Source organism: Altererythrobacter sp. CAU 1644, assembly GCF_029623755.1.
Taxonomy (GTDB): Bacteria; Pseudomonadota; Alphaproteobacteria; order Sphingomonadales; family Sphingomonadaceae; genus Erythrobacter; species Erythrobacter arenosus.
Map to the genome: position 1 here is coordinate 854,540 of NZ_CP121106.1, position 20,144 is coordinate 874,683.

A 20,144-nucleotide genomic window follows, 5' to 3' on the forward strand; every position below is an offset into this window, starting at 1 on the left:
TGAGCTGCATGTGCCATTGCAGGTCGCTCAGGCTGATTAGAACAATGGCAAACGTAGTAGAGAGGACTTCGATATGAAGAAGACTATTCTGATAGCCACCGCGGGAGCGCTCGCATTCGCGGCGTCTCCCGCATTTGCAAAGGGTCATGCCCAACCGGCTGACTCCGCCGAGTTTGGTCAAGATAATGCTGGGGCATCCGGTGCGAAGAACGCCGATGCCCGCGGTCTGACCGACGGAGAAAAGGGCGTGGACGGAAATCAGACTTCCGACGACGCCAAGAACCGGACCCGTCCGGCCTCTGATCCAGAATCTTCGTAACGACTTTTTTCGCAACGAAGTAAGCTGGCCAATTCATGGTCAGAAGAAGAGCCCGCAGCTATTGGTTGCGGGCTTTTCATTGGCTTGAGTCCATCTCCAGGACTATTCGACCGAAGAGAGTGCAGGATTGCTCGATTGAAAGCCGAAGGGCCTTATCACGATACTTCGCGTCATCGTCGGCATGATAGGCCATTCTTCGGGTCTCGGCACGTGCCGCATTCCGAGTGTAGGCCAAAGGACGACGTCCGCGTCGGAGACGCTTTCGCCATTCAGATATTCGGGCAGGCCGCGATCGGGCGTGCTCTGGTTGGGGAAGCGTCCTGCAGCGAATTGCTCGCCGGGATTGAACCGGGTGATCCAGATGGGGGCGGTTGAAAATCGCGAACGGGCGAGCGACCAGTCTCCGTCCGAATAAATCGAAGTCGCGGACGGACCTTTGAGCACCTGGTACCCTGGATGCTGACCCAGCGAATTGAGCACACCATTGTTCGTGACTCGCCAACCGAGCACATCGGGTCCGGCAAGCAACGCACCTTCGACAGTCACCGGCGTGGAGTCAGTTTTCCATATCCTGCGGGGAGAAAGGTCGCTGTCCTCGGCAGGCACTATTCGATCGATCTGGACCCGGTTATTTTTGCTTTCGATATCGAAGTCGAGCCGGAACGAGAAAAAATGGTCGTGATTGACGGCTTCCAGATCGGGCGCGATACGGGCCGCGTCGTCCGAGAAATGCGCAGACCGATCAATTCCGCGAACGGCGAGAATTCCGGTGGCACCCACTTCGATACGTATCTCGCCGGTCGCAGCGAAGACCCAGTCGATAATGTAATCATAGTTCCCGACCGTCGGGATGGTTCGCAACACCAGCTCCCGCCCCGGTTCTATCGAGCGCGAGGAGTTATAGATCTCGCTGTGACGCCACAAAGGTTGTTCAGACGATCGAACAAAGAGACAGGCGTTGTTCGCAATCGAGTAGGGCTGGCCCGCGTCATTCGCAAAGGTGCTCGAGATCATCCTGGCGCCATTGGGACAGTCCTGCCCCGGGATCAGTCGCGATGCAGCACCAAATCCGTACTCGCCGACATCCATGTAGGTCCGGTAGAACCAGGATCGATCTTCCGACATGTAGGGAACTACGAGTTCCGAGAGGCTGGCTTGATAGAGGACGCTACGCCTCTCACCCTTGTGACCGAACTGGATCAGCGAGAGGATTGGTCCGAAACGGAAATCGTTTCGCAGATGGAACGACCAGTTTCCCCATTCGACCATGGATGCATTCATTTCGGGCAGGACTTCGACTTGGTCGCGCGTTACAAGGCTACCGGCGTCTGCGACTGAACGCCCCAAACCCAAATCGCTCTTGGAACCTGCTATTATCGGACCCTCATAGACGCTTGCAACGGCCTCCCGGTCAAGGTCGACGGTTGCTTCGACTCCCTCTATGGGCCGCGCATAAATATTGGGTCCGCCTGCCGAAATGTCGTAACAGGGCATGCGCACCAACCGACGCGTTTCGGCGTTGTCGAAATTCCCGACCGTCAGCGTCGCGCAATAGACCTGATCGAAATCGCGGATGCCGCGGCGTTCCATTGCTGAGCGCCATCGCTGATCGCCGCGAACAAGGCGATTGGCCAACGCCCATTCGGTATTCAAAATATTGGGCTGAACTCCATCGATTTCGCCCCAGGAATCCACCTTTCGACCTGTCAGGTCGATCATTGCTTCGAACGTCTTTGCGTCTTTCCTGACAATTGCGACTGCTTGCCTCTGCGTTGGAACATGGGACAGTGCTGCCAACACCCTACTCTTGGGTGGATCGACCAGGCCGACATAGTGAAACAGCGTCCGGTCTGTTGCGTGACCTCGAGCGCGCAACAACTCGACCGCGAGTGAAATTTCGTCCGAGTCCAGCCCGTCGAGTGGATGCTTCTGATCGGCCCCGTGCGCCTGAGCCGGAGCAGCAGCCATCAGGGGTAGAAGTGCAATCACGATCAGGAATTTGCAAAAACGCAACATGGTGGCGGGTCTCATTCGGGACAAAGGGGGGAAACAATTTGCAAGCAGCCAAGATCTGAGTTGTATTATTGGGACTTGGCTTGCTCCGCAACTCCCCTCCACGTTATCCACCCTTGTAACCCAATGAGTTGCGCGTAAGATCGCCGATGCTCAGGGGGCACATTATGGAACTGCGCCGGGAAAGGCTTGATAGGGCGATGCAAGCGATGGCCAGCGGCGATCGCAACGCGCTGGCGACGGTCTATGAAATGACCTCTGCCAAGCTCTTCGGCACGATCGTTCGGATCGTGCGAAGCCGCGAGCGAACCGAAGACCTGCTCCAGGATGTCTATGTGAAGGCATGGCGCCGTGCCGGACGTTTCGATGCGGCCAAGGGAAGCCCGATAACTTGGCTCTGCACGATCGCGCGAAACGCTGCACTCAACGAACTCAGGCACTCGAACCGCAACCGGGAGATCGCAGGGGACGAACTTCCTGAGGTCGTCGATGAAGACGTCGTTCCTGCAGATGAGTGGCTGTGCAACCTCGAAGACAGCGAAGCGCTTCGGCGATGCCTCGAGGGATTGCAGCAGGACCACAGGCGCTCGATCGTGCTGGCCTTTTTCGACGGCTACTCGCATTCCGAGCTCGCCGAGAAAGTCAAGGTCCCGCTTGGCACGATGAAGAGCTGGATAAGGCGCGGGCTCGCCGGACTGAGGGGCTGTCTCGATGGCTGACCCGACCGAACCCGAACTCGACGATCCGTTCCTGCTCGCGGGCGAATATGTACTCGGCACGCTCGAAGGCGGGGAATTGAACGAGGCGCGTCGCGCGCAACTTTCGAGGCCCGATTTCGCAAGCGCAGTCGAATGGTGGGAATGGAAACTCGGCGCGATGGCAGAAGCGGCCGGTGAGTTCCAAGCGTCCGCCGATGTTTGGCGCGGAATAGTTGCAAGGCTTGATGCCGCGGAAGCAGGCGAGCGCGAAGGTTCTGGTGTCATGCCGATCGAACAGCCTATGGCGCGGCCGGCTGGATGGAGCATCGCAACTGCACTTGCCGGTGCCGCAATGGCCGCCTTCGGTATATTCATGTGGACCACCGCGCCGTCGGGGCCGGGCGTCGAAGCGCCGCCCGTCGTCGCGCCCGCTCCTTCGCGCCAGCTCGTCGCCCAATTGCAGGACGAGGAAAGTGGTCGCAGGCTGGCGAGCGTGATCGATACGGAAAACCGCCGACTGGCGCTCAATATCACCGGACTTACAGCGGAAGAAGGGCAGGCCCCCGAGCTCTGGGTTATTCCGGAGGGCGGCGCGCCCGTATCGCTCGGCTACATTCCGGAGGAAGGCGATTTCCGCCGCGACCTCTCGGATGAGGAATCCGGGCTGCTTGCTCGAGGAGCGACGCTGGCGGTAACTTTCGAGGAAGACGTCGGAACGCGGCACGAGGCACCCACCCCTCCGATCCTGCTGGCTGGCGCGCTCGACGAGGTCTGAACGAGGCATTCTTCCCCTCATTCAGGGCCCGACACTGTAAGTTGTGTCGATTCCGAGAATATTTTCAGTCCACTGCATCCGATTGGATAGCTGCGGTGTAGCTGCGCGCGTCATTCACATCGAATGGCAGGCCGACACACGTAGGTCATCGCGTGGCGACGATAACAGGCAGCGAGAAGACTGCCGCTGATTACTCGGCATCCGGTGGAGGAGACGACCCGCGTCAGGCGGCTTTCTGGTCCAATAGGAAGGGAAACTGCAATGACATATCAGGAAAAACGTACCGTGGCCGCGCTGCTGGCTGGCTCGGCGATGCTTGCCATTTCGAGTCAGGCGCAAGCCGACGCGACCCCCGAATGCAATGACGGCACCGGTGTCGAATCGACCGAATGCGGCACCGATTCCGATACCGGTGGAGCCGACGGCGCAACAGCGGTCGGCAATGGTGCCTCTGCAACGGGAACCGATGCGGTAGCTATCGGCGGTGACGACGCCGGGACCGATCCCGCAACCGCCAGTGCGCCCTCGACGGTGGCTATCGGTGGTGAAAGTGATGCGACCACCCCGGGGGCAACGGCGATCGGCTGGCAGGCACAGGCCACTGGTGCCATGGGCACCGCAGTCGGCCACCAGTCAACTGCATCGGGCGACCAGAGCTTCGCCGGTGGCGAAGACTCGGTGGCGTCTGGAAGTAACTCGATCGCCATCGGCAACACAGCGCAGGCAACCGGCGGCGACTCGATCGCCATTGGTGGCAATCGCGATGGTGCGGGCGGCACAGCAACAATCGCCAGTGGACCTTCGACCACTGTGGTCGGCGGACAGGCACAGGCGATCGGGCCGGGTGCGACGACATTCGGCTGGCGAGCAGCCGCAACGGCAGAGCGAGCTACTGCAATCGGACACCTCGCAACAGCACAAGGCATTCGCTCGACTGCAATCGGCGAGAATGCCGATGCGCAGACCGACTTTGCGACCGCCATCGGGAATGAATCGATTGCCAACGGCATTGATGCGCTCGCGGTTGGCGATACTTCAGTCGCAATGGGCAACTCGACGACCGCGGTCGGTGGGGAAAGTGTTGCCACCGGGCCGGGTGCAACCGCCTTCGGGTGGCGGTCCAACGCCTTGGCGGAGCGAGCGACGGCTATCGGCCATCTAGCCACCGCCCAGGGCGTACGATCGGTTGCGGTCGGTGAGAATGCCGATGCGCAAACCGATTTCGCCACGGCAATCGGTAACGAGTCGATAGCCAATGGCATCGACGCGCTCGCGGTGGGCGATAGCGCCCTCGCAATGGGCAACTCGACGACTGCCATTGGTGGCGAGAGCCTCGCGACCACACCGGGAGCGACTGCGCTCGGCTGGCAGGCCGTAGCGTCGGGAGCAATGGGCACCGCCGTCGGCCACCAGACGACCGCTTCAGGTGACCAGAGCTTCGCCGGCGCAGAGGATGCGGTCGCTTCCGGGAGCAACGCGATTGCCATCGGAAACACCGCGCTTGCCGAGGGTGGCGACTCTATCGCTATCGGCGGCAATCGCGACGGAGCAGCAGGCTTCCAGACCATTGCTAGCGGGCCTTCGACTACAGTGGTCGGTGGTCAATCTTCCGCGGTCGGTCCGGGTGCCACCGCATTCGGTTGGCGTACGAATGCCACGGCCGAAAGAGCCACTGCTCTGGGTCACCTGGCGACAGCCTCGGGTGTTCGCTCGGTCGCGGTTGGTGAAGCAGCCACCGCAAGCGGCGACGGTTCGATTGCGATGGGCAATCAGGCCGTTGCATCGGGCGCCAACTCCGTCGCGATCGGCAATGGTGCCACTGCCACCAATGACGGTCAGGTCGTGGTTGCTTCGCTCGATACCAGCACTGGTTCGCAGGTTGGACCGCTGGCATTCGTCACGACCGATTCGAACGGCACGCTGGGGGTCAGCAGTTCGGGGGGCATAAGCAATCTCGCCAGCTTTACCGATGTGCAGACGAACAGCATGCTCATCGCTAACAATTCGATGGCGATTAGTCAGTTGCAGGATCGCCAGACCTTGCTGTTCGATCTGGCAAACGAAAATAGCCTCGAAGCGCGCCGTGCCAACGAGGGTGCCGCTCTCGCACTGGCGATGGAATCGCCGATCGTGATGCCGGGCAAGACATTCGGCCTCGCGGGCGGATTCGGCTATTACAACGACCGCGTTGCCGGTTCGGCCTCGATTGCCTACCGGATCAGCGAAAGCACCGTGTTTACAGGCGGTGTCGGTGTTGGCTTTGATTCCGGCGAAGTGGGGGCACGCGCCGGATTCCAAGCGTCATGGTAAGTAACTACCTGCCGTGACGTCATCCTGTGGACCAGGATGGAATGGGGTCGGGACCAGACAGGTTCCGGCCCCTTTTTCTTGGTAACTTCCCTTGAACCGAGAGCTCAGGACTCCTCTGCATGACTTGTCGATTGAAGGCACGCTCTCGCCTTCCGGTCTAAAGCAAATGTCACCCGATTGGGCGGCCCCATCGAGACCGAGTGGGCAAGGTTTCCTTAGGCTGAGGCACTCAAACGGCCGCTTTCGCTCATGAGACAATAAAACGGACTATCCGCTTCCGGCCCAGATTCGGGCGTTTCCGCAAGCAAACTCTGAATGACCGATCAGGGCCGGAAGCGGACCGTCCGCTCTTGGCCTCGCCTTCGGCAATATAGACATTCACGGGGCCATAAGTCGGTGCGAGACGTTACCACTACATGACCATGCACTACACGCGCACTGGGCGCGGAAAACCCCTCCTCCTCGTCCATGGACTAGGGGCGACCTGCGACTCGTGGGACATTATCTCGGCTGCGCTTTCTCAAGTCAGGGAGGTAATTGCCGTAGACCTGCCCGGCCATGGGAAGACACGCGAAGAGGCCGACAGCGGCACGTTCGAAGGGCTCGCGCGCAGTCTGGACGAATGGCTCGGCGCGGAGAATTTCACAGGCATTGATATGGTTGGCAGCTCGCTGGGTGCTCGCCTAGTGCTCGAGATGGCGCGGCGCGGCCAAGCGGGCGCGGTTGTCGCACTGGATCCGGGCGGCTTCTGGCAGGGGTGGGAGCGCACCTTCTTCAAAGCCACCATAACGCCATCAATTGCTCTGGTTCGCGCGCTGCGGCCGGTGCTTCCTGCTATCACCGGAAATGTCGCAGGACGGACCGTACTCATGGCCCAGCTCTCTGCAAGGCCGTGGGCGCTCGACCCGGCATTCGTTGCGCGTGAACTGAAATCATTGGCTAATACGCACACCGTCAATTCGCTTGTTAAGGATCTCGCCAACGGCGCAATGCAGGAGGGCCCTGCGAACACGGCTGCGCCCGTTGTCATCGGCTGGGGACGTAAGGATCGGCTGTGTCTACCGCAGCAGGCGGATCGCGCGATCAAAGCCTTCCCTGATGCGACGATGCACTGGTTCGAGCGTAGCGGACACTTCCCGATGTGGGATCAGCCAGAGGAGACCGTTCGCGTGATCCTGGATGCAACGAGCATTTCGGAATCGAAATAATACTGCAACTGGCCGGTTAGCAAATCGACGGCTTATGCAAAGGGAGCGTAGTCACATTGTAAGGTTCTTCGTTGTGCCGATTGGCGAAGTTCCGCTTCTAGTTTATCAGCGTAGATAAACTGCCATCAAACTGCTGCTCGAGCTAGCAAAAGTGGCGGGTTTGTTTAAAACTCCTTGATGAGCATTTAGGTTATCGGTCACCGAAGGTGTACTGGGCAGTTCCATGAGCGAAACACGCACTGAAATCGACAGCATTGGACCGATTGATGTTCCTGCGACCGCCTACTGGGGCGCGCAGACGCAGCGCAGCCTGCTGAACTTCCCCTTCCCGGCACACCAGCGCATGCCGATCCAGATCGTGCATGCGCAAGTAGCGGTCAAGCAGGCCGCAGCACGGGTGAACCGCAAACATGGACTCGATCCGGTGTTGGCGGAGGCGATCGAGACAGCGGCGAAGGCTGTGAGGGCTGCCGATTTTGACGACCAGTTCCCGCTCACCATCTTCCAGACTGGCAGCGGCACGCAGACCAACATGAATGTCAACGAGGTAATCGCCGGGATCGCCAATGAGAGTCTTGCTGGGACACGCGGGGGTAAGCAACCAGTCCACCCGAACGATCACGTCAACAAGTCGCAAAGTTCTAACGATAGCTTTCCCACTGCTTTACACATAGCGGCGACCCAGACCTCGCGCGAACAACTGATACCTGCCATCAACACGCTGCATTCTGCGCTCGACGCCAAGGCTCGGGCGTTCGCTGATATAGTCAAAATCGGACGCACGCATACGCAGGATGCAACACCGTTAACACTGGGTCAGGAATTTTCTGGCTATGCCGCGCAGATTGCCAGTTGCCGTGAGCGTATCCAGACTTCTCTCGATCGCGACCTCGGCGTTCTCGCAATCGGCGGGACAGCGGTTGGAACCGGGCTAAACGCGCCTGAAGGCTGGCGCAGCGACATCGTAGCGGAAATTTGTGACATTACCGGTGAGCAATTCCGGCCGGCCGAGAACTCCTTTGAGCAACTCGCAGCAAAGGACGGCCTCGTTTCATTTTCGGGCGCGCTCAATACGCTCGCCGTTGCGCTGAACAAGATTGCCAACGACATCCGCCTGCTCTCCTCGGGTCCGCGCTCCGGCCTGGGTGAATTATCGCTACCGGCGAACGAACCCGGAAGTTCGATCATGCCCGGCAAGGTCAATCCAACGCAGATCGAGATGCTGACGATGGTTGCCGCCCAAGTGATAGGTAATCACCAGGCTGTCACGGTAGGCGGAATGCAGGGCCAGTTCGAATTGAACACCTACATGCCACTGATCGGATCCAACGTTCTGCGATCAATAGAATTGCTCGCCGTGGGAATGGACAGCTTCGCGCACCGCTGCATCGAAGGGATCGAGCCGAACGAGGAGCGGATTGCCGAACTGGTCGAACGCTCTCTGATGCTGGTCACCGCGCTGGTTCCCGAAATTGGGTACGATGCCGCCGCTAAAATCGCCAAACACGCGTTGGAAAATGGCCAGACGCTCAAAGAAGCTGGATTGGAACTCGGCCTCGTCGATGATGAAACCTTTGAGCGCCTCGTCCAGCCGAGCAAAATGGTCTAAGATCGTGAATGGCCTTTCGGTCGATCACCGGCTTGCTTCATTCGACGATCGGAACGCGGAAGGCTGCCGTTACGATGATGGCCAGAATGCTTGAATTGGCCGATCATTCTTCGACTCTTGGCTTTTCGCCTTCATTTATCTCAATTGAGGGGATTCTCCCACGGCCCGATATCTGCCATCTCTTGGCTAAAGTGCTGATACCTTCGGCATCGGCACGGCGTTCGTTCTTTCCGCATCCTCGTGCCGGATGGATATGCGCGTGCCCGGTTCGGCGCCTGATATAGAAACCTTGGCCTGTAGCTGCCGTGCAAGCGCTTCGACGATGCTGGTCCCAAGGCCGGCGACGGCCTGAGGCTTGTCTCCCACGGGCATCCCGATGCCATTGTCTTCGACTTCCAGCGTCCACCCGCGACCTGTTGTCACGTAGCGAACGCTTATCGTCCCGCCATGATCGATAGGATAGGCGTGCTTGAGCGCGTTGATAACCAGTTCGGTGACGATCAAACCCAGACTCACTGAATCGGCCGAACTCACGCTCTCATCCACGACATCAACGTCGATTGTCAGGATTTCGGGGTCCGCGATCATCGAAATCCCGATGCTCTCGCAAAGCTGCTCCAGATAAGGCAGCAGTTTGACGTCGTCCGATCCAGACCGCGAAAGCTGCTTCTGGATCGTGGCGATCGAGAGGACGCGGTTCTGCGCCATCTGCAGGTGGTTCCGCGTCTCGTCATTGCTCACCCGGCGGGCTGATTGCATCAGCACCGAAGCGATGATCTGGAGGCTATTGGCCACCCGGTGCTGGAGTTCCTGCATCAGCATCACGTTGTTGGCGACCAGGCTCTCCATCTCCCTCCGCGACAGCTCCGCCTCGGTCATATCGACAACCGTCAGGAGCAGGCGGATGTCTTGCGCACCCTGATATTCGAGCCTGTGCGCCGAAAGCTTGAGAAACCGATCCAAACGGCCCTTTGCCGCAGGCAGCATCATTTCATAATTGTCGATATCGGCTCCGCCCGAACTCGTCGCACGCAACAGCGAACGCAAGCGGGCAATATCCCATTCGCCTTCGCCCATGGTAAGAATGGACCTGCCCGGCAGCAATGCGCAGTCCATGCCGAATGCACGGCAGAACGACAGGCTGGCGGCGATGACCGTGAGGTTCTCATCCAGCATGATCAGCGGGGTATCGGAGTTGACGACCATAGCCTCAGCAAGACTGGTCACGGGGTCGGCAGCGGGTGTGGGTGGCGGGGCCATTGGAGCCCCCTTTCGTTAGTAGACCGGCACAGCGCAGTTCGCGGGTAATTCCGGCTCGTTCGGCTAGGCCGAGCTGTCGCCGTCGACTAACGGTCGCCAGCGATCGGCAAACCGCTTGTAACACGGCGCGGTGCAATGCGCCCCACTATATCTTGGCAGTTACCATTTGGCCGCCCGGTTGGCAGTGGCATCCGGCGAGGTCAGCCCGTTGCCTTCGCTTGCGGGTCCTGCTCGGCAAGCCCGAACGGTAGGCGGGCCCAGATCCGCTCGTGAAAGAAATACAGCACCAGCTTGGTGAAGATCTCCAAGCCGCCAATCGAAGCAGCTGTTGCTACGCTCCCGGTGAAGAACCAAGCGAGGGCGAAGGTGTCTAGCGACGCGATAAAACGCCACAGCCCGGTCTTGATGCTCGTCCGTCTCATCGTCTCGCGATGTCGGTCCTTGCGAAAAACGATACCCCAGCCGGTGAGCGACCAGGCCCGCTCGTGCAGGAAATAGAGGATGAACTTCGTCACCACCTCGGTGATCGCGATGTATCCCGCCGTCTCCAGGGCATCGCCAGTGGCGACAGGCGCTCCAAAGATCGGTCCGAGATAGGTTATCAGGAGGAATGAGAGAAGCAGTGTGTCGATGGTGCCAACCACGCGCCATGAAACAGCCTTGGCGACAGAGCGCCAGGGCTTGATGGCAGGCCGTTCCGGCGGATCGAGCCGGGGTGTTTCCGGGCCAAAGAAGGGCTTCTCCGGACGTTCTCGCATGGATTGCCGCTGCGAACCGCGTGTGACCGGATGCCCTGCGCCCGGTTCGCTCATTTTGCCGCTTGGCGGCGCTGCTCTGCCATTGCGTCGTCCAGGTTGGTGTAACGATACTGCCCGACCCGGTACTCGTTTGACGTAACCGCGATGATCCCTTCCGGCAGATCGGTCGCAGGTTTCGGCTTGAGGGCACCGCCTTCGCTTTCCCACGCGTTGGTTCCAACCTGGTTGGGAACGGCTGTGGTTGACTGGTCGCTCATCTCAAATGTCCTTCTCGGCTACTTCGGGCCGTTCGTCCCGCGGCCAGCCAGCGTTGGGCAGGCCATTCGCCTTGCGCCAATCGGCCATCCGCCTCGCACGGCTGCCGACCAGCTCGGCCTTGGCGCTGCGTTCCTCGGCAGTGCCAGAGCCGTCGACCTTCATTGCCGCCAACTGGTGATCGAAGAGAAATTTGTTCATCGGCATCGGAAATGTCCTGGGTACAAGAGCCGGGAGCGCAATGCTCCCGGCCTCCGTGTGTCGGTGTCAGCCCTGCTGCTTGCTGGCCTGTTCCTCCTGGCCGTCACCCTGCTGATGCTGCAGGTTCACGGCACATTCCTTGCCGCCATCGGCCTGGCTGGTTTCGTAGCTGAAACGCTGATCGACCTTCGGCATCGCAGCTTCCTGCTGCAGGTCCGCCTTCTTGAACCGCAGCGCGTCACCACCTGCTTCAGGGGTGATCGAGCCGGTGCCCGAGCTGCTGTCATAGTTCTTGATCTTGCCATAATTTGTCATCTGTCATTCCTTCGAACGAGTGTGCAGCGCGCCAGAATAGACCCAGCTGCGACTAAGAGGCGAAACTGAAGGAAAGGGCTTCCGAAGGTGGAAGCAGTGACCGTCGATTGCGACTGGTAGCTGTACTTTAATATGGAGACTGGACTGCGCTTTACAAGCCCGGCGGGCCCTTGTGAGCGCCTTATGCGACCGACCGAAAAACAGGCATCTTGAGAAGCCCAGCCCAACGGGGTTGCCTAGTTGTCCGGGGTGTCGCGGAGGTTTGCGGGGTCGGCGGAGGGTCCTGCCCTGACTGCTGCATAATCTTCCTCGGCCTGGCGCATTTCTTCGCTTCCGTTGGCAACAAGCCGTTCGGCCGCGTCCTTGTCCTGCTGCGCAGCGCGCAGCCGGTCTTCGGCGCTGGCCAGTGCTTCGCGAGCATCGGCCATCTGCGATTGCGCCCGTTCGATGCTGCGGTCGCTCTTCGAGATGGTCCGCTCACCCTCGGCGACATCCGCCCGGCCGGATGACCATGCATCGCCATATTGATTGATCTGATTTCCTTGTTGCGAGATTCGCTCGCCGGTATTCATCGGCGCGTTTCCAGTCCCGGCGCAGGCGGCGAGTGCGAGGATTGACGATGCGGCGATTGCCGCGAGAGGCAGATTTCTCATTGGGATTTCCTTTGCGTTTGTTGCCGGGTGCCGGAGTTGACGCAGACCGCGGTGCTCAGAAGGCGAACCACCAGAATATTGCTCAGAGGAACAGCACTGGAAACAGGCCGGCAAAGTAGCTGGGGCCGTCTGAGTGCCGGGCGTTCACTTGGTGGCCTGCTGGCATAATGTCTTGCCGAGATGCTGCATGGTCATTCCTTCACATGACTCCGCGCGCCAGAATTGGCCGCAGAGCAACTAAAAGGCGAAACTGAAGGGAGTTGGCGTTCTACGAGTGAACGCCTTGAACCGTCGATTGCGACTGGTAGCTGTATCCAAGATGGTGTGTGGCGGGGATGGTTGCAACCTGGGTGACGGCTTGCGCGACTTAAACGCGAGGCTCTGAGATCGAATCTCGATGGCCGCTTTCCGGATGAGCGGACTGCAAGGTCAAGTTGACCAAGCGACCAAAATCACAAAATGGTGCGGTACAGTGTCAAAGACCGCTTCCTACTCAATCATAGGCACTGGATCAGACGTAATCGCGGCTTGCAAGCGGCCCTTCGGCTCTCAGGCTCTTGGGCGCCGGTCTCGAATGTCCAAAATTAGGGCGCATTTCCGCCATTCAGCATCCAACAAAATGAGAATGGTCGAATGCTGGTAGAAAGAACTCGACTAGTGCGGACATTCGAGCATCCATGGCTGTCAGGAGAATGTGATGACGGTGGATGCAAAGATCGAAACGCTCGAGAGAATGACGCCTGCCGAGCTCCATCAAGAGTGGCGCAGGACTTTTGGATCTGCTGCACCGCCCGCCTTTGGGTTGGCCCTCATGACCCGAGCACTTGCTGCAAAGTACCAAGAAAAAGAGCAAGGCAAGCTCACCAAAGCTGAATTGAGACAAATGTCCTCATTAGGTCGCAAGGACGAGCGCCGCAAAGAAGGTCGAGTCTCCACGCAAGCTAAACCAGGGACATGGCTCTCACGGACCTGGCATGGCGATGTGCATGAGGTGATCGTGCTCGAAAGCGGCTTCGAGTATCGCGGCAAGACGTTTGGCTCGCTCAGTGCAGTGGCGCAGTACATAACCGGTGCCAAGTGGTCCGGTCCGCGCTTCTTTGGTCTTGCCAGTCCGCGCCTTGGCGAACTGAAGATCGCCGCCAATGGCTAGCCGCGAGAAGCAAATGCGCTGCGCCATTTATACGCGCAAGTCGACCGATGAGGGCTTGGACAAGGAATTCAATAGCCTTGATGCCCAGCGCGAAGCGTGTGCAGCCTATGTCATGAGCCAACAGCATGAGGGTTGGACGCTTATCCCTGATCTCTACGACGATGGGGGCCACTCGGGCGGCACCTTGGAGCGCCCTGCACTTAAACAGCTCTTAGCCGATGTTGAGAACGGCAAGGTGGATGTGGTCGTCGTCTATAAGATCGATCGTTTAACGCGGAGCCTGGCGGACTTTGCCAAGATCGTAGATGTACTGGACGAGGCTGAAGCTTCATTCGTGAGCGTGACTCAGGCCTTCTCTACAACTAGTTCAATGGGCCGGTTGACCCTGAATGTGCTGCTTTCCTTTGCACAGTTTGAACGCGAGGTCGGAGCGGAGCGCATTCGGGACAAGATCGCGGCATCCAAGGCGAAAGGCATGTGGATGGGAGGCGGTTTGCCGCTTGGCTACGACGCTGTTGAGCGCAAGCTCGTTCCCCTTCCTGAGGAGGCCGAGACTGTCCGAATAATCATGCAGCGCTATCTCAAGTCGAGCTCAATCAGATCACTTGTGCAGGAGCTGGAGCGCGACGGCTTTGTCAGCAAAAGGCGCGTGTCAAAGAAAGGAAACGTATCAGGCGGCTTGCCCTTCAGGCGCGGCGCACTCAAATGGCTCTTATCCAACCCGATCTATGTCGGAAAGATCAGGCACAAGGATAAAGTCTATCCCGGTCTGCACGAGGCGATTATTGATCGTGAGTTGTTCGATGCTGTCCAGGAAAAACTGAAAGCAAACACAACATCAGATGGTAAAGCGGGATCGCATCGAAGGGTATCACTGCTGGCCGGCATGATCCGAGATGATCGCGGTAGACCCATGTCGCCCACTCACACGCAGAACCATGGTAGACGCTACACTTACTACGCTTCCAACCTCAACGATGATCCAGGCGCGCCAGCATTAAGATTACCTGCTGGCGAAATCGAACAGTCAGTTCGTAGCGCAGTGGCCCAATGGCTGAATGACCAACCCAACCTGCAAAAGCTGGCCGAAGGTCAACCAGCAGACAGGAAGCAGTCGATCTTTGAGAAGGCCGGTGAGCTGTCTGTTGACATCCAAAGCGCACCAAACGGAGAAGCACGCGCTGATCTAAGGAAGCTGAAGCTCAAAATATCAGTCAGCGATAAACGCATCAAAGGCACCTTTAGCCCTAGCGAGGCACTGGACCTTGAGGATGAAGAGCATGCAGAGCGAACCGTAGCTCAGTTTGCTGTCCCGATTGATCGCCAGACTTATGGCCACGAACCGCGTCTGCGATTGGTCCCTACCCTCCAAGACAAGGTCGAACGAGACCAACGCATGGTGGAGCTACTTGGCCGGGCCTTTCAAGCCCGCGATGCTCTGCTCGCGATGAGTGAATCCGAGACGAAGTCGATGAAGACCACCCGGCTCAGGCATCTCCAGCGGCTAGCAAGACTGAGTTACCTCGACCCTAGCATCGTGCGCGGTATCCTGCATGGAACGCAGCCTAAGAAAATCAGCGCACGCAGCCTGTGGCGCATGGGAGATCTCCCATTGCGCTGGGCAGACCAGCGAAGGGCCCTGAGCTTCGATCCTTCCTAAATCAAAGCAGTAGGTCACTAAATCGAGCGCGGAGAACTTAGCTCGTTCTCGCCTCGAATGAGTTGGTCAGCGGGTCTCCGCTTCCAGCCCTATTCGTATCCAACCCAGCAAAGCCCCGGAATTGCGGGCACAATCTGGACCGAACCAGATGTCCAAACAGGACACGGAGCTTTAAGGAGAATGGTGGTGAGCCCTGCTGGGCTCGAACCAGCGACCTACTGATTAAAAGTCAGTTGCTCTACCGACTGAGCTAAGGGCCCACCTGACAAGTGCTGACCCGGCACAGGCCGTGGAGCACGTGCGGTCAACTAGGGACGCGGCGGGGCCGGGTCAAGCGTGCAAATAGCTGCGCGACGGTCGCGCCCGAAATCGGGTCGCGCCATTCGCCCGCGATGGTGTGCGCGGGGCCGAGAACGAAGTCCCGGCGCCGGAATTCGGGATGCGGGACGGCCAGCCTGTCGCTCTGCCAATGGCCCTCGCTCCACAGGATCAGGTCGCAATCGAGCACGCGGTCGCCCCAGCGCTGGCCGGAACGGCGACCGAATTCGCGCTCCATGCGCTTGAGTGCGGACAGCATGGCCTCCGGGTCGAGCTCCGTCTCGACGATCGCCGCGGCATTCGCAAAGCGGCGCTGCGCCGGGCCGAGCGGCGCGGTGTCGATAACCGGCGAGCGCGCCGTGACCGTCCCCAGTGCGGCCAGTTCTTCCATCGCGGCCGCCACCACTTCGCGCGGCGAACCCACTCGGTGTCGCCGCCGGTTGGAACCCAGCGCGACCAGGTATCGAGATGCGCTTGCGCCGTTCATGGCAGCGCCCTAGCTACTTCGCCACAAAGAGCAAACGGGAGAATCGTGGATGAAGTTGAAGGCGTTCTTGCTGGCCGGGGTACTGGCTGTCGCAGGCCAGGCTGTCGCCCAGGATTCCTCACCCCGCGCGCTCACTGCGCACGAACAGCGCATGCGCGACATCTATCGTGACATCATCGCTTTTCGCACCGCCAAGGGGCACGACCAGGTCGACGAGATGGTTGCCTACCTCACCGGGCGACTTTCCGAAGCAGGCTTCGCCAATGAAGATCTGATGGTGACCGACTACGATAGCGAGGGCACCCCGACGCAGGGATTGGTCGTACGCTATCGCGGCAACGGCAGTTCGGGCGAGAAGCCGATCGTGCTGCTGGCGCATATGGACGTGGTCGACGCCCTGCCCGAAGACTGGGTCCGCGACCCTTTCACCCTGACCGAGGAGGGTGGCTATTTCTACGGTCGCGGCACGATGGACAACAAGTACGGCGTCGCCAACCTCACCGGGACCTTCATCCGGTTGAAGGAGGAGGGCTGGACGCCGAACCGCGACCTCTATCTGGTGTTCTCGGGCGATGAGGAAACCGGGATGATCTCCACCCGCGCGCAGGCCAAGTGGGTGGCGGAGAATGTCGATCCGGCTTTCATCCTCAACAGCGATGCTGGCGGGATCGGCCTCGATGACGAATTCCAGCCGCTGGCGCAGCGCGTGCAGGCGGCAGAGAAGACCTTTGCCACCTGGGAACTGACGATCACCAATCCGGGCGGCCACTCCTCGCGCCCGCGCACCGATAATGCGATCTACGAACTGTCCGAGGCCGTGCTGAAGATCCGCGACCACGAGTTCCCGGTGCAGGCGACGCCGCTGACACGCAGCTATTTCGGCGCGCTCGGCCAGGCCGTGCCCGGCCCGTTGGGCGTGGCCATGCGGACCTTCGCCGCAGATCCCACCGATGCGGATGCGATCGCCACGCTGCAGGCCAACCCCGAAACCAAGGGCTCGCTGAGCACGACTTGCGTCGCCACGATGCTGCGCGGCGGCCACGCGGAAAATGCGTTGCCCCAGAGCGCGACGGCAACGGTCAACTGCCGCATTTTCCCGGGTATCGGGGCGGCTGCGACCGAGGCGACCCTCCGCGAAGTTACTGGCAACAACGACATCGCCTTCAAGCTGATGACCAACGTCACCGAGAGCCCCGAAAGCACTCTGCGCGACGACGTGCGCGCTGCCCTGGAGAAATCGCTGGCGCAGCGCTTCGGTCGCCCGATCCCGATCCTGCCCTACATGGAATCGGGCGGGACCGACGGCATGCACTACCGGACGCTCGGCTATGACACCGTGGCGATCTCAGCGGGCAGCAGCCGACCGCAAGACATGTTCGCGCACGGACTGAACGAACGCATGCGGGTCGACGCCTACTACGGCGGGCTCGACCACTGGACCATTATCCTGAAGGAACTCGCTGGAGGCTGAGCCGCGCTCAGATATCCTCGCAGATGCGCCCGTAAAGCTGCGGGCGGCGATCGCGAAAGAACCCCATTCCCGCACGGTGTTTGGCCGCGCGATCGAGATCGAGCGTCGCCACCAACACGCCCTCCTCGGTCTTGCCGAATTCCTCGATCTTGTCGCCCCACTCGTCGGTAATGAAGCTGTGGCCGTAGAAGGCCTGCTCACTACCGGTTTCGGCCTCGGCTCCGATCCGGTTCGCGGCAATCACCGGCATGCAGTTCGACACCGCATGGCCCAGCATTGCGCGCTGCCACATCCGCGACGTGTCGAGATCGGCGTCATAGGGCTCCGAGCCGATCGCGGTGGGGTAGAACAGCAGTTCGGCGCCCATCAGCGCCATCACCCGCGCGCACTCGGGATACCATTGGTCCCAGCAGATGCCGACGCCGATGCGGGTGCCCATGACGTCCCACACCTTGAACCCGTCATTGCCGGGGCGGAAATAGTACTTCTCTTCGTACCCCGGCCCATCGGGAATGTGGCTCTTGCGATAGGTGCCCATGACCTCGCCATCCGCATCGATCATGGCGAGGGTGTTGTAAAAATGGTGCCCGTCGCGCTCGAAGAAGCTGGTCGGGATTGCGACCTTCAGCTTCTTCGCGAGTTCGGTCATCGCGATGACCGAAGGATGGTCAAGCGTCGGGCGGGCCAGCGCAAACAGCGCCTCTTCTTCGGTCTTGCAGAAATAGGGGCCGGAGAAGAGTTCGGGCGGCAGGATGATCTGCGCGCCCTGCGCCGCCGCCTGCTCCACCAGCGCGGCGACGGCGGCGATGTTTTCACTCTCGTCAGCTCGCCCTAGCGCAAGCTGGAGGGCAGCTACGGTGATCTCTCTCATGCCAAGCCTTTCATGGCAGTGGCGTCTATTTCTCCTTTAGCGCGAAGTCCACTTGAACCGACACGCGGCTGCGCGTCTGGCCCGGCATGATGGCAGAGCTTGCATCATTGGCAGACTGCTCCATCGCCTCGACATAGGCGGTGCGGACCGGCGGAGGCGGCGCACCGGGGAGATAGCGATTGCCCTGCGCCCCGCCGCCGTCGCGGATGGTAAGTACGCGGCTGATCTCCATGCCAGCAGCCTCGGCATAGGCTTCGGCGCGTGACTTGGCGGCCTTGAAGGCTTCGCCATAGGCAGCGTTGGCGGCTTTCTCGCTGTCCGAGATGCGCAGGTCCGGGCCGGAAAGGACGTTGGCGCCGGCCTCGGTCGCTGCGGTCAGCGCAGCCCCGGCCTTCTCGACATCGCGTACGGTCACGGCGACGACATTGCTGGCCTGGAACTGGCCCTTGTTCGGACCCCAATCGACCTTCTGGATGCCGACGGTGCGGGTCTGGATATCCTTCTCAGCGACGCCCGCCGACTTGAGCGCTGCGACCACTTCGGCGATGTCCTTGGCGTTGGCCTCCGAGGCGGAAGTGGCGCTGCGCGACCAGCTGTTGATGCCGACCTGGAAGAAGGCCTCGTCGGGGCGGATCTCGCTTTCGCCGGTGGCCGAGACCGACAGCAGCGTCTCGTCATGATCGACACCACGCGGGTCGAAGGGCGCGTCGCCGCAGGCGGCGAGGCCGAGCGGCAGACAGGCGGCAAGGGCAAGGGATTTGTAGTTCATGGCGGCTCTCCCGGCGACGCCGGGATGGCGCCGCGCAGGATGGCCTTATTTCGGCCATAATCTGAATGGCGACTTAATGTTACCCTATATCATTTGATGCAAGCTGTTGACTCACGGGCGCTTTTTGAACAGCAGGGTCATGCGGTCGCTTTCGCCGATGGCCTTCTTCGCCTCATCCTGCGAGGCCCACCGCGGCGGGATCTGCCAAACTCCGCCTTCGTGATCGGCGGTATCCTTGGGATTGGCGTTTATCTCGCTACTCGCGACCAGCTCAAAACCATGCGCCTCCACAAGCTTAATGACGTCTTCCTGCCGCATGTAGCCATTGTTGCCATCGGCGTAGGAATAGGGCGCATCTGCCCGGGCCCGGTGCTGTACGATTCCCAGCATGCCATCGTTTTTCAGCAGCTTGCGAAAATTGCTCAATTCCTCTGGCACCAAGCCCCATCGATGGAGATTGTGCATCATCCGGAACACCAACACCCGATCGGCGGTCCCGTGCATTTCCTCTGGTATGTAGATCGTGTTGAGGCCCTCGATCTTCGCGGCATTCTCGATCGAATTCTTTTCCATGTCCTCGCGGGTTAGCCTCGGGAAAACCTCGGGGAAGACGCGTTGACGGGCCTGCCCCTCCGGCGAACCACCTTCGAATGTGCGGATTGTGGCAACATAGGTGCCTTTCGATCCGAGATAGGGGACCAGAATCTTGGTGTACCAGCCCGGCGGCGGCACATAATCAACCACTGTCATTCCCGGCTTGATTTGGAAGAACTCGATCGTTTCGACCGGGTGGCGGTATTGATCACGCTCGCGATCCTCGCCGCGCCAATCCGCAGCCACGGCGGCTTCTAACGCCGCTCGCGTTTCACTCTCACTGTGATGATCCGCGGCAGCCGGAGCGGCGAAAGCCATCGTGCAGGCGGCGGCGGCAAAAAGTAACTTTTTCATGTTGCGGTCCTAACCCAGATGCATGCAGCTCCTGTTCTAGACCTTGCAGGAGCGATGACAAGTGTTCCGCTCACGCCTATCTCTTGGTTACAAAGG

The 20,144-nt window shown here is 60.0% G+C and carries 20 protein-coding genes and 1 tRNA gene; 9 read left to right on the top strand and 12 right to left on the bottom strand.

Annotation, left to right across the window (positions count from 1 at the left end; translation table 11 throughout):
• Nucleotides 1-73 precede the first annotated feature (73 nt).
• Nucleotides 74-319, top strand: a complete 246-nt coding sequence (locus P7228_RS04235; RefSeq protein ID WP_278016970.1) for a hypothetical protein — start codon at nt 74-76, stop codon at nt 317-319.
• Between the two features lie 102 nt (nt 320-421).
• Here P7228_RS04235 and P7228_RS04240 read toward each other — a convergent pair whose 3' ends face one another.
• Nucleotides 422-2,446, bottom strand: a complete 2,025-nt coding sequence (locus P7228_RS04240) for a copper amine oxidase (protein ID WP_278016971.1) — start codon at nt 2,444-2,446, stop codon at nt 422-424.
• 95 nt (nt 2,447-2,541) lie between these two features.
• On the opposite strand from P7228_RS04240, the gene P7228_RS04245 reads away from it, so the two are divergent.
• From P7228_RS04245 to P7228_RS04265, 5 genes are all read left to right on the top strand, one after another.
• Complete coding sequence (locus tag P7228_RS04245; protein WP_278016972.1) at nt 2,542-3,051, top strand: sigma-70 family RNA polymerase sigma factor; 510 nt, start codon at nt 2,542-2,544, stop codon at nt 3,049-3,051.
• Entirely contained in the window at nt 3,044-3,805 is a 762-nt protein-coding gene (locus tag P7228_RS04250; protein WP_278016973.1) for an anti-sigma factor, read from the top strand. Before P7228_RS04245 ends, P7228_RS04250 begins: the two co-directional genes overlap by 8 nt.
• Nucleotides 3,806-4,066: 261 nt before the next feature.
• On the top strand, nt 4,067-6,115 hold the full coding sequence (locus tag P7228_RS04255) for a YadA-like family protein (RefSeq protein WP_278016974.1): 2,049 nt from the start codon (nt 4,067-4,069) through the stop codon (nt 6,113-6,115).
• 416 nt (nt 6,116-6,531) lie between these two features.
• Nucleotides 6,532-7,323: an alpha/beta fold hydrolase gene (locus P7228_RS04260; RefSeq protein ID WP_278016975.1), complete on the top strand. Its 792-nt coding sequence runs from the start codon at nt 6,532-6,534 to the stop codon at nt 7,321-7,323.
• Nucleotides 7,324-7,546: 223 nt separating this feature from the next.
• The gene (locus tag P7228_RS04265) at nt 7,547-8,932 is read left to right on the top strand and encodes a class II fumarate hydratase (RefSeq protein ID WP_278016976.1); all 1,386 of its coding nucleotides are present in this window, start codon (nt 7,547-7,549) and stop codon (nt 8,930-8,932) included.
• A gap of 186 nt (nt 8,933-9,118) precedes the next feature.
• Here P7228_RS04265 and P7228_RS04270 read toward each other — a convergent pair whose 3' ends face one another.
• The 6 genes from P7228_RS04270 to P7228_RS04295 form a co-directional block, all read right to left on the bottom strand.
• Nucleotides 9,119-10,192 carry a sensor histidine kinase gene (locus P7228_RS04270; protein ID WP_278016977.1) on the bottom strand — a complete coding sequence of 358 codons (1,074 nt, stop codon included), beginning with the start codon at nt 10,190-10,192 and terminating at the stop codon, nt 9,119-9,121.
• Nucleotides 10,193-10,392: 200 nt separating this feature from the next.
• Nucleotides 10,393-11,004 (bottom strand): DUF2061 domain-containing protein, encoded by a 612-nt coding sequence (locus tag P7228_RS04275; RefSeq protein WP_278016978.1) that lies wholly within the window; start codon nt 11,002-11,004, stop codon nt 10,393-10,395.
• Entirely contained in the window at nt 11,001-11,207 is a 207-nt protein-coding gene (locus tag P7228_RS04280) for a hypothetical protein (protein WP_278016979.1), read from the bottom strand. The genes P7228_RS04275 and P7228_RS04280 overlap by 4 nt, the downstream gene beginning before the upstream one ends.
• Before the next feature lies 1 nt (nt 11,208).
• Nucleotides 11,209-11,406, bottom strand: a complete 198-nt coding sequence (locus tag P7228_RS04285) for a hypothetical protein (protein ID WP_278016980.1) — start codon at nt 11,404-11,406, stop codon at nt 11,209-11,211.
• Between the two features lie 66 nt (nt 11,407-11,472).
• Complete coding sequence (locus tag P7228_RS04290) at nt 11,473-11,721, bottom strand: cold-shock protein (protein ID WP_278016981.1); 249 nt, start codon at nt 11,719-11,721, stop codon at nt 11,473-11,475.
• Between the two features lie 236 nt (nt 11,722-11,957).
• Nucleotides 11,958-12,374, bottom strand: a complete 417-nt coding sequence (locus tag P7228_RS04295; protein WP_278016982.1) for a hypothetical protein — start codon at nt 12,372-12,374, stop codon at nt 11,958-11,960.
• A gap of 697 nt (nt 12,375-13,071) precedes the next feature.
• Here P7228_RS04295 and P7228_RS04300 point away from each other — a divergent pair.
• Both P7228_RS04300 and P7228_RS04305 read left to right on the top strand, forming a co-directional pair.
• A complete protein-coding gene (locus P7228_RS04300; RefSeq protein WP_278016983.1) occupies nt 13,072-13,524 on the top strand; it encodes a DUF2924 domain-containing protein in 453 nt (150 codons plus the stop codon).
• Complete coding sequence (locus P7228_RS04305) at nt 13,517-15,184, top strand: recombinase family protein (RefSeq protein WP_278016984.1); 1,668 nt, start codon at nt 13,517-13,519, stop codon at nt 15,182-15,184. Before P7228_RS04300 ends, P7228_RS04305 begins: the two co-directional genes overlap by 8 nt.
• Nucleotides 15,185-15,368: 184 nt before the next feature.
• On the opposite strand, the gene P7228_RS04310 is transcribed toward P7228_RS04305, so the two are convergent.
• Together P7228_RS04310 and folK are read right to left on the bottom strand one after the other, a co-directional pair.
• A tRNA-Lys gene (locus P7228_RS04310) sits at nt 15,369-15,444 on the bottom strand.
• Between the two features lie 44 nt (nt 15,445-15,488).
• The gene (gene folK, locus P7228_RS04315) at nt 15,489-15,989 is read right to left on the bottom strand and encodes a 2-amino-4-hydroxy-6-hydroxymethyldihydropteridine diphosphokinase (protein ID WP_278016985.1); all 501 of its coding nucleotides are present in this window, start codon (nt 15,987-15,989) and stop codon (nt 15,489-15,491) included.
• Nucleotides 15,990-16,038: 49 nt separating this feature from the next.
• Here folK and P7228_RS04320 point away from each other — a divergent pair, with 49 nt between their 5' ends.
• The gene (locus tag P7228_RS04320; RefSeq protein WP_278016986.1) at nt 16,039-17,460 is read left to right on the top strand and encodes a M20/M25/M40 family metallo-hydrolase; all 1,422 of its coding nucleotides are present in this window, start codon (nt 16,039-16,041) and stop codon (nt 17,458-17,460) included.
• Between the two features lie 7 nt (nt 17,461-17,467).
• On the opposite strand, the gene aguB is transcribed toward P7228_RS04320, so the two are convergent.
• The 3 genes from aguB to P7228_RS04335 form a co-directional block, all read right to left on the bottom strand.
• The gene (gene aguB, locus P7228_RS04325) at nt 17,468-18,331 is read right to left on the bottom strand and encodes an N-carbamoylputrescine amidase (RefSeq protein ID WP_278016987.1); all 864 of its coding nucleotides are present in this window, start codon (nt 18,329-18,331) and stop codon (nt 17,468-17,470) included.
• Between the two features lie 25 nt (nt 18,332-18,356).
• Complete coding sequence (locus tag P7228_RS04330) at nt 18,357-19,100, bottom strand: SIMPL domain-containing protein (protein ID WP_278016988.1); 744 nt, start codon at nt 19,098-19,100, stop codon at nt 18,357-18,359.
• A gap of 111 nt (nt 19,101-19,211) precedes the next feature.
• The gene (locus tag P7228_RS04335; protein WP_278016989.1) at nt 19,212-20,048 is read right to left on the bottom strand and encodes a class I SAM-dependent methyltransferase; all 837 of its coding nucleotides are present in this window, start codon (nt 20,046-20,048) and stop codon (nt 19,212-19,214) included.
• Nucleotides 20,049-20,144: the final 96 nt, after the last annotated feature.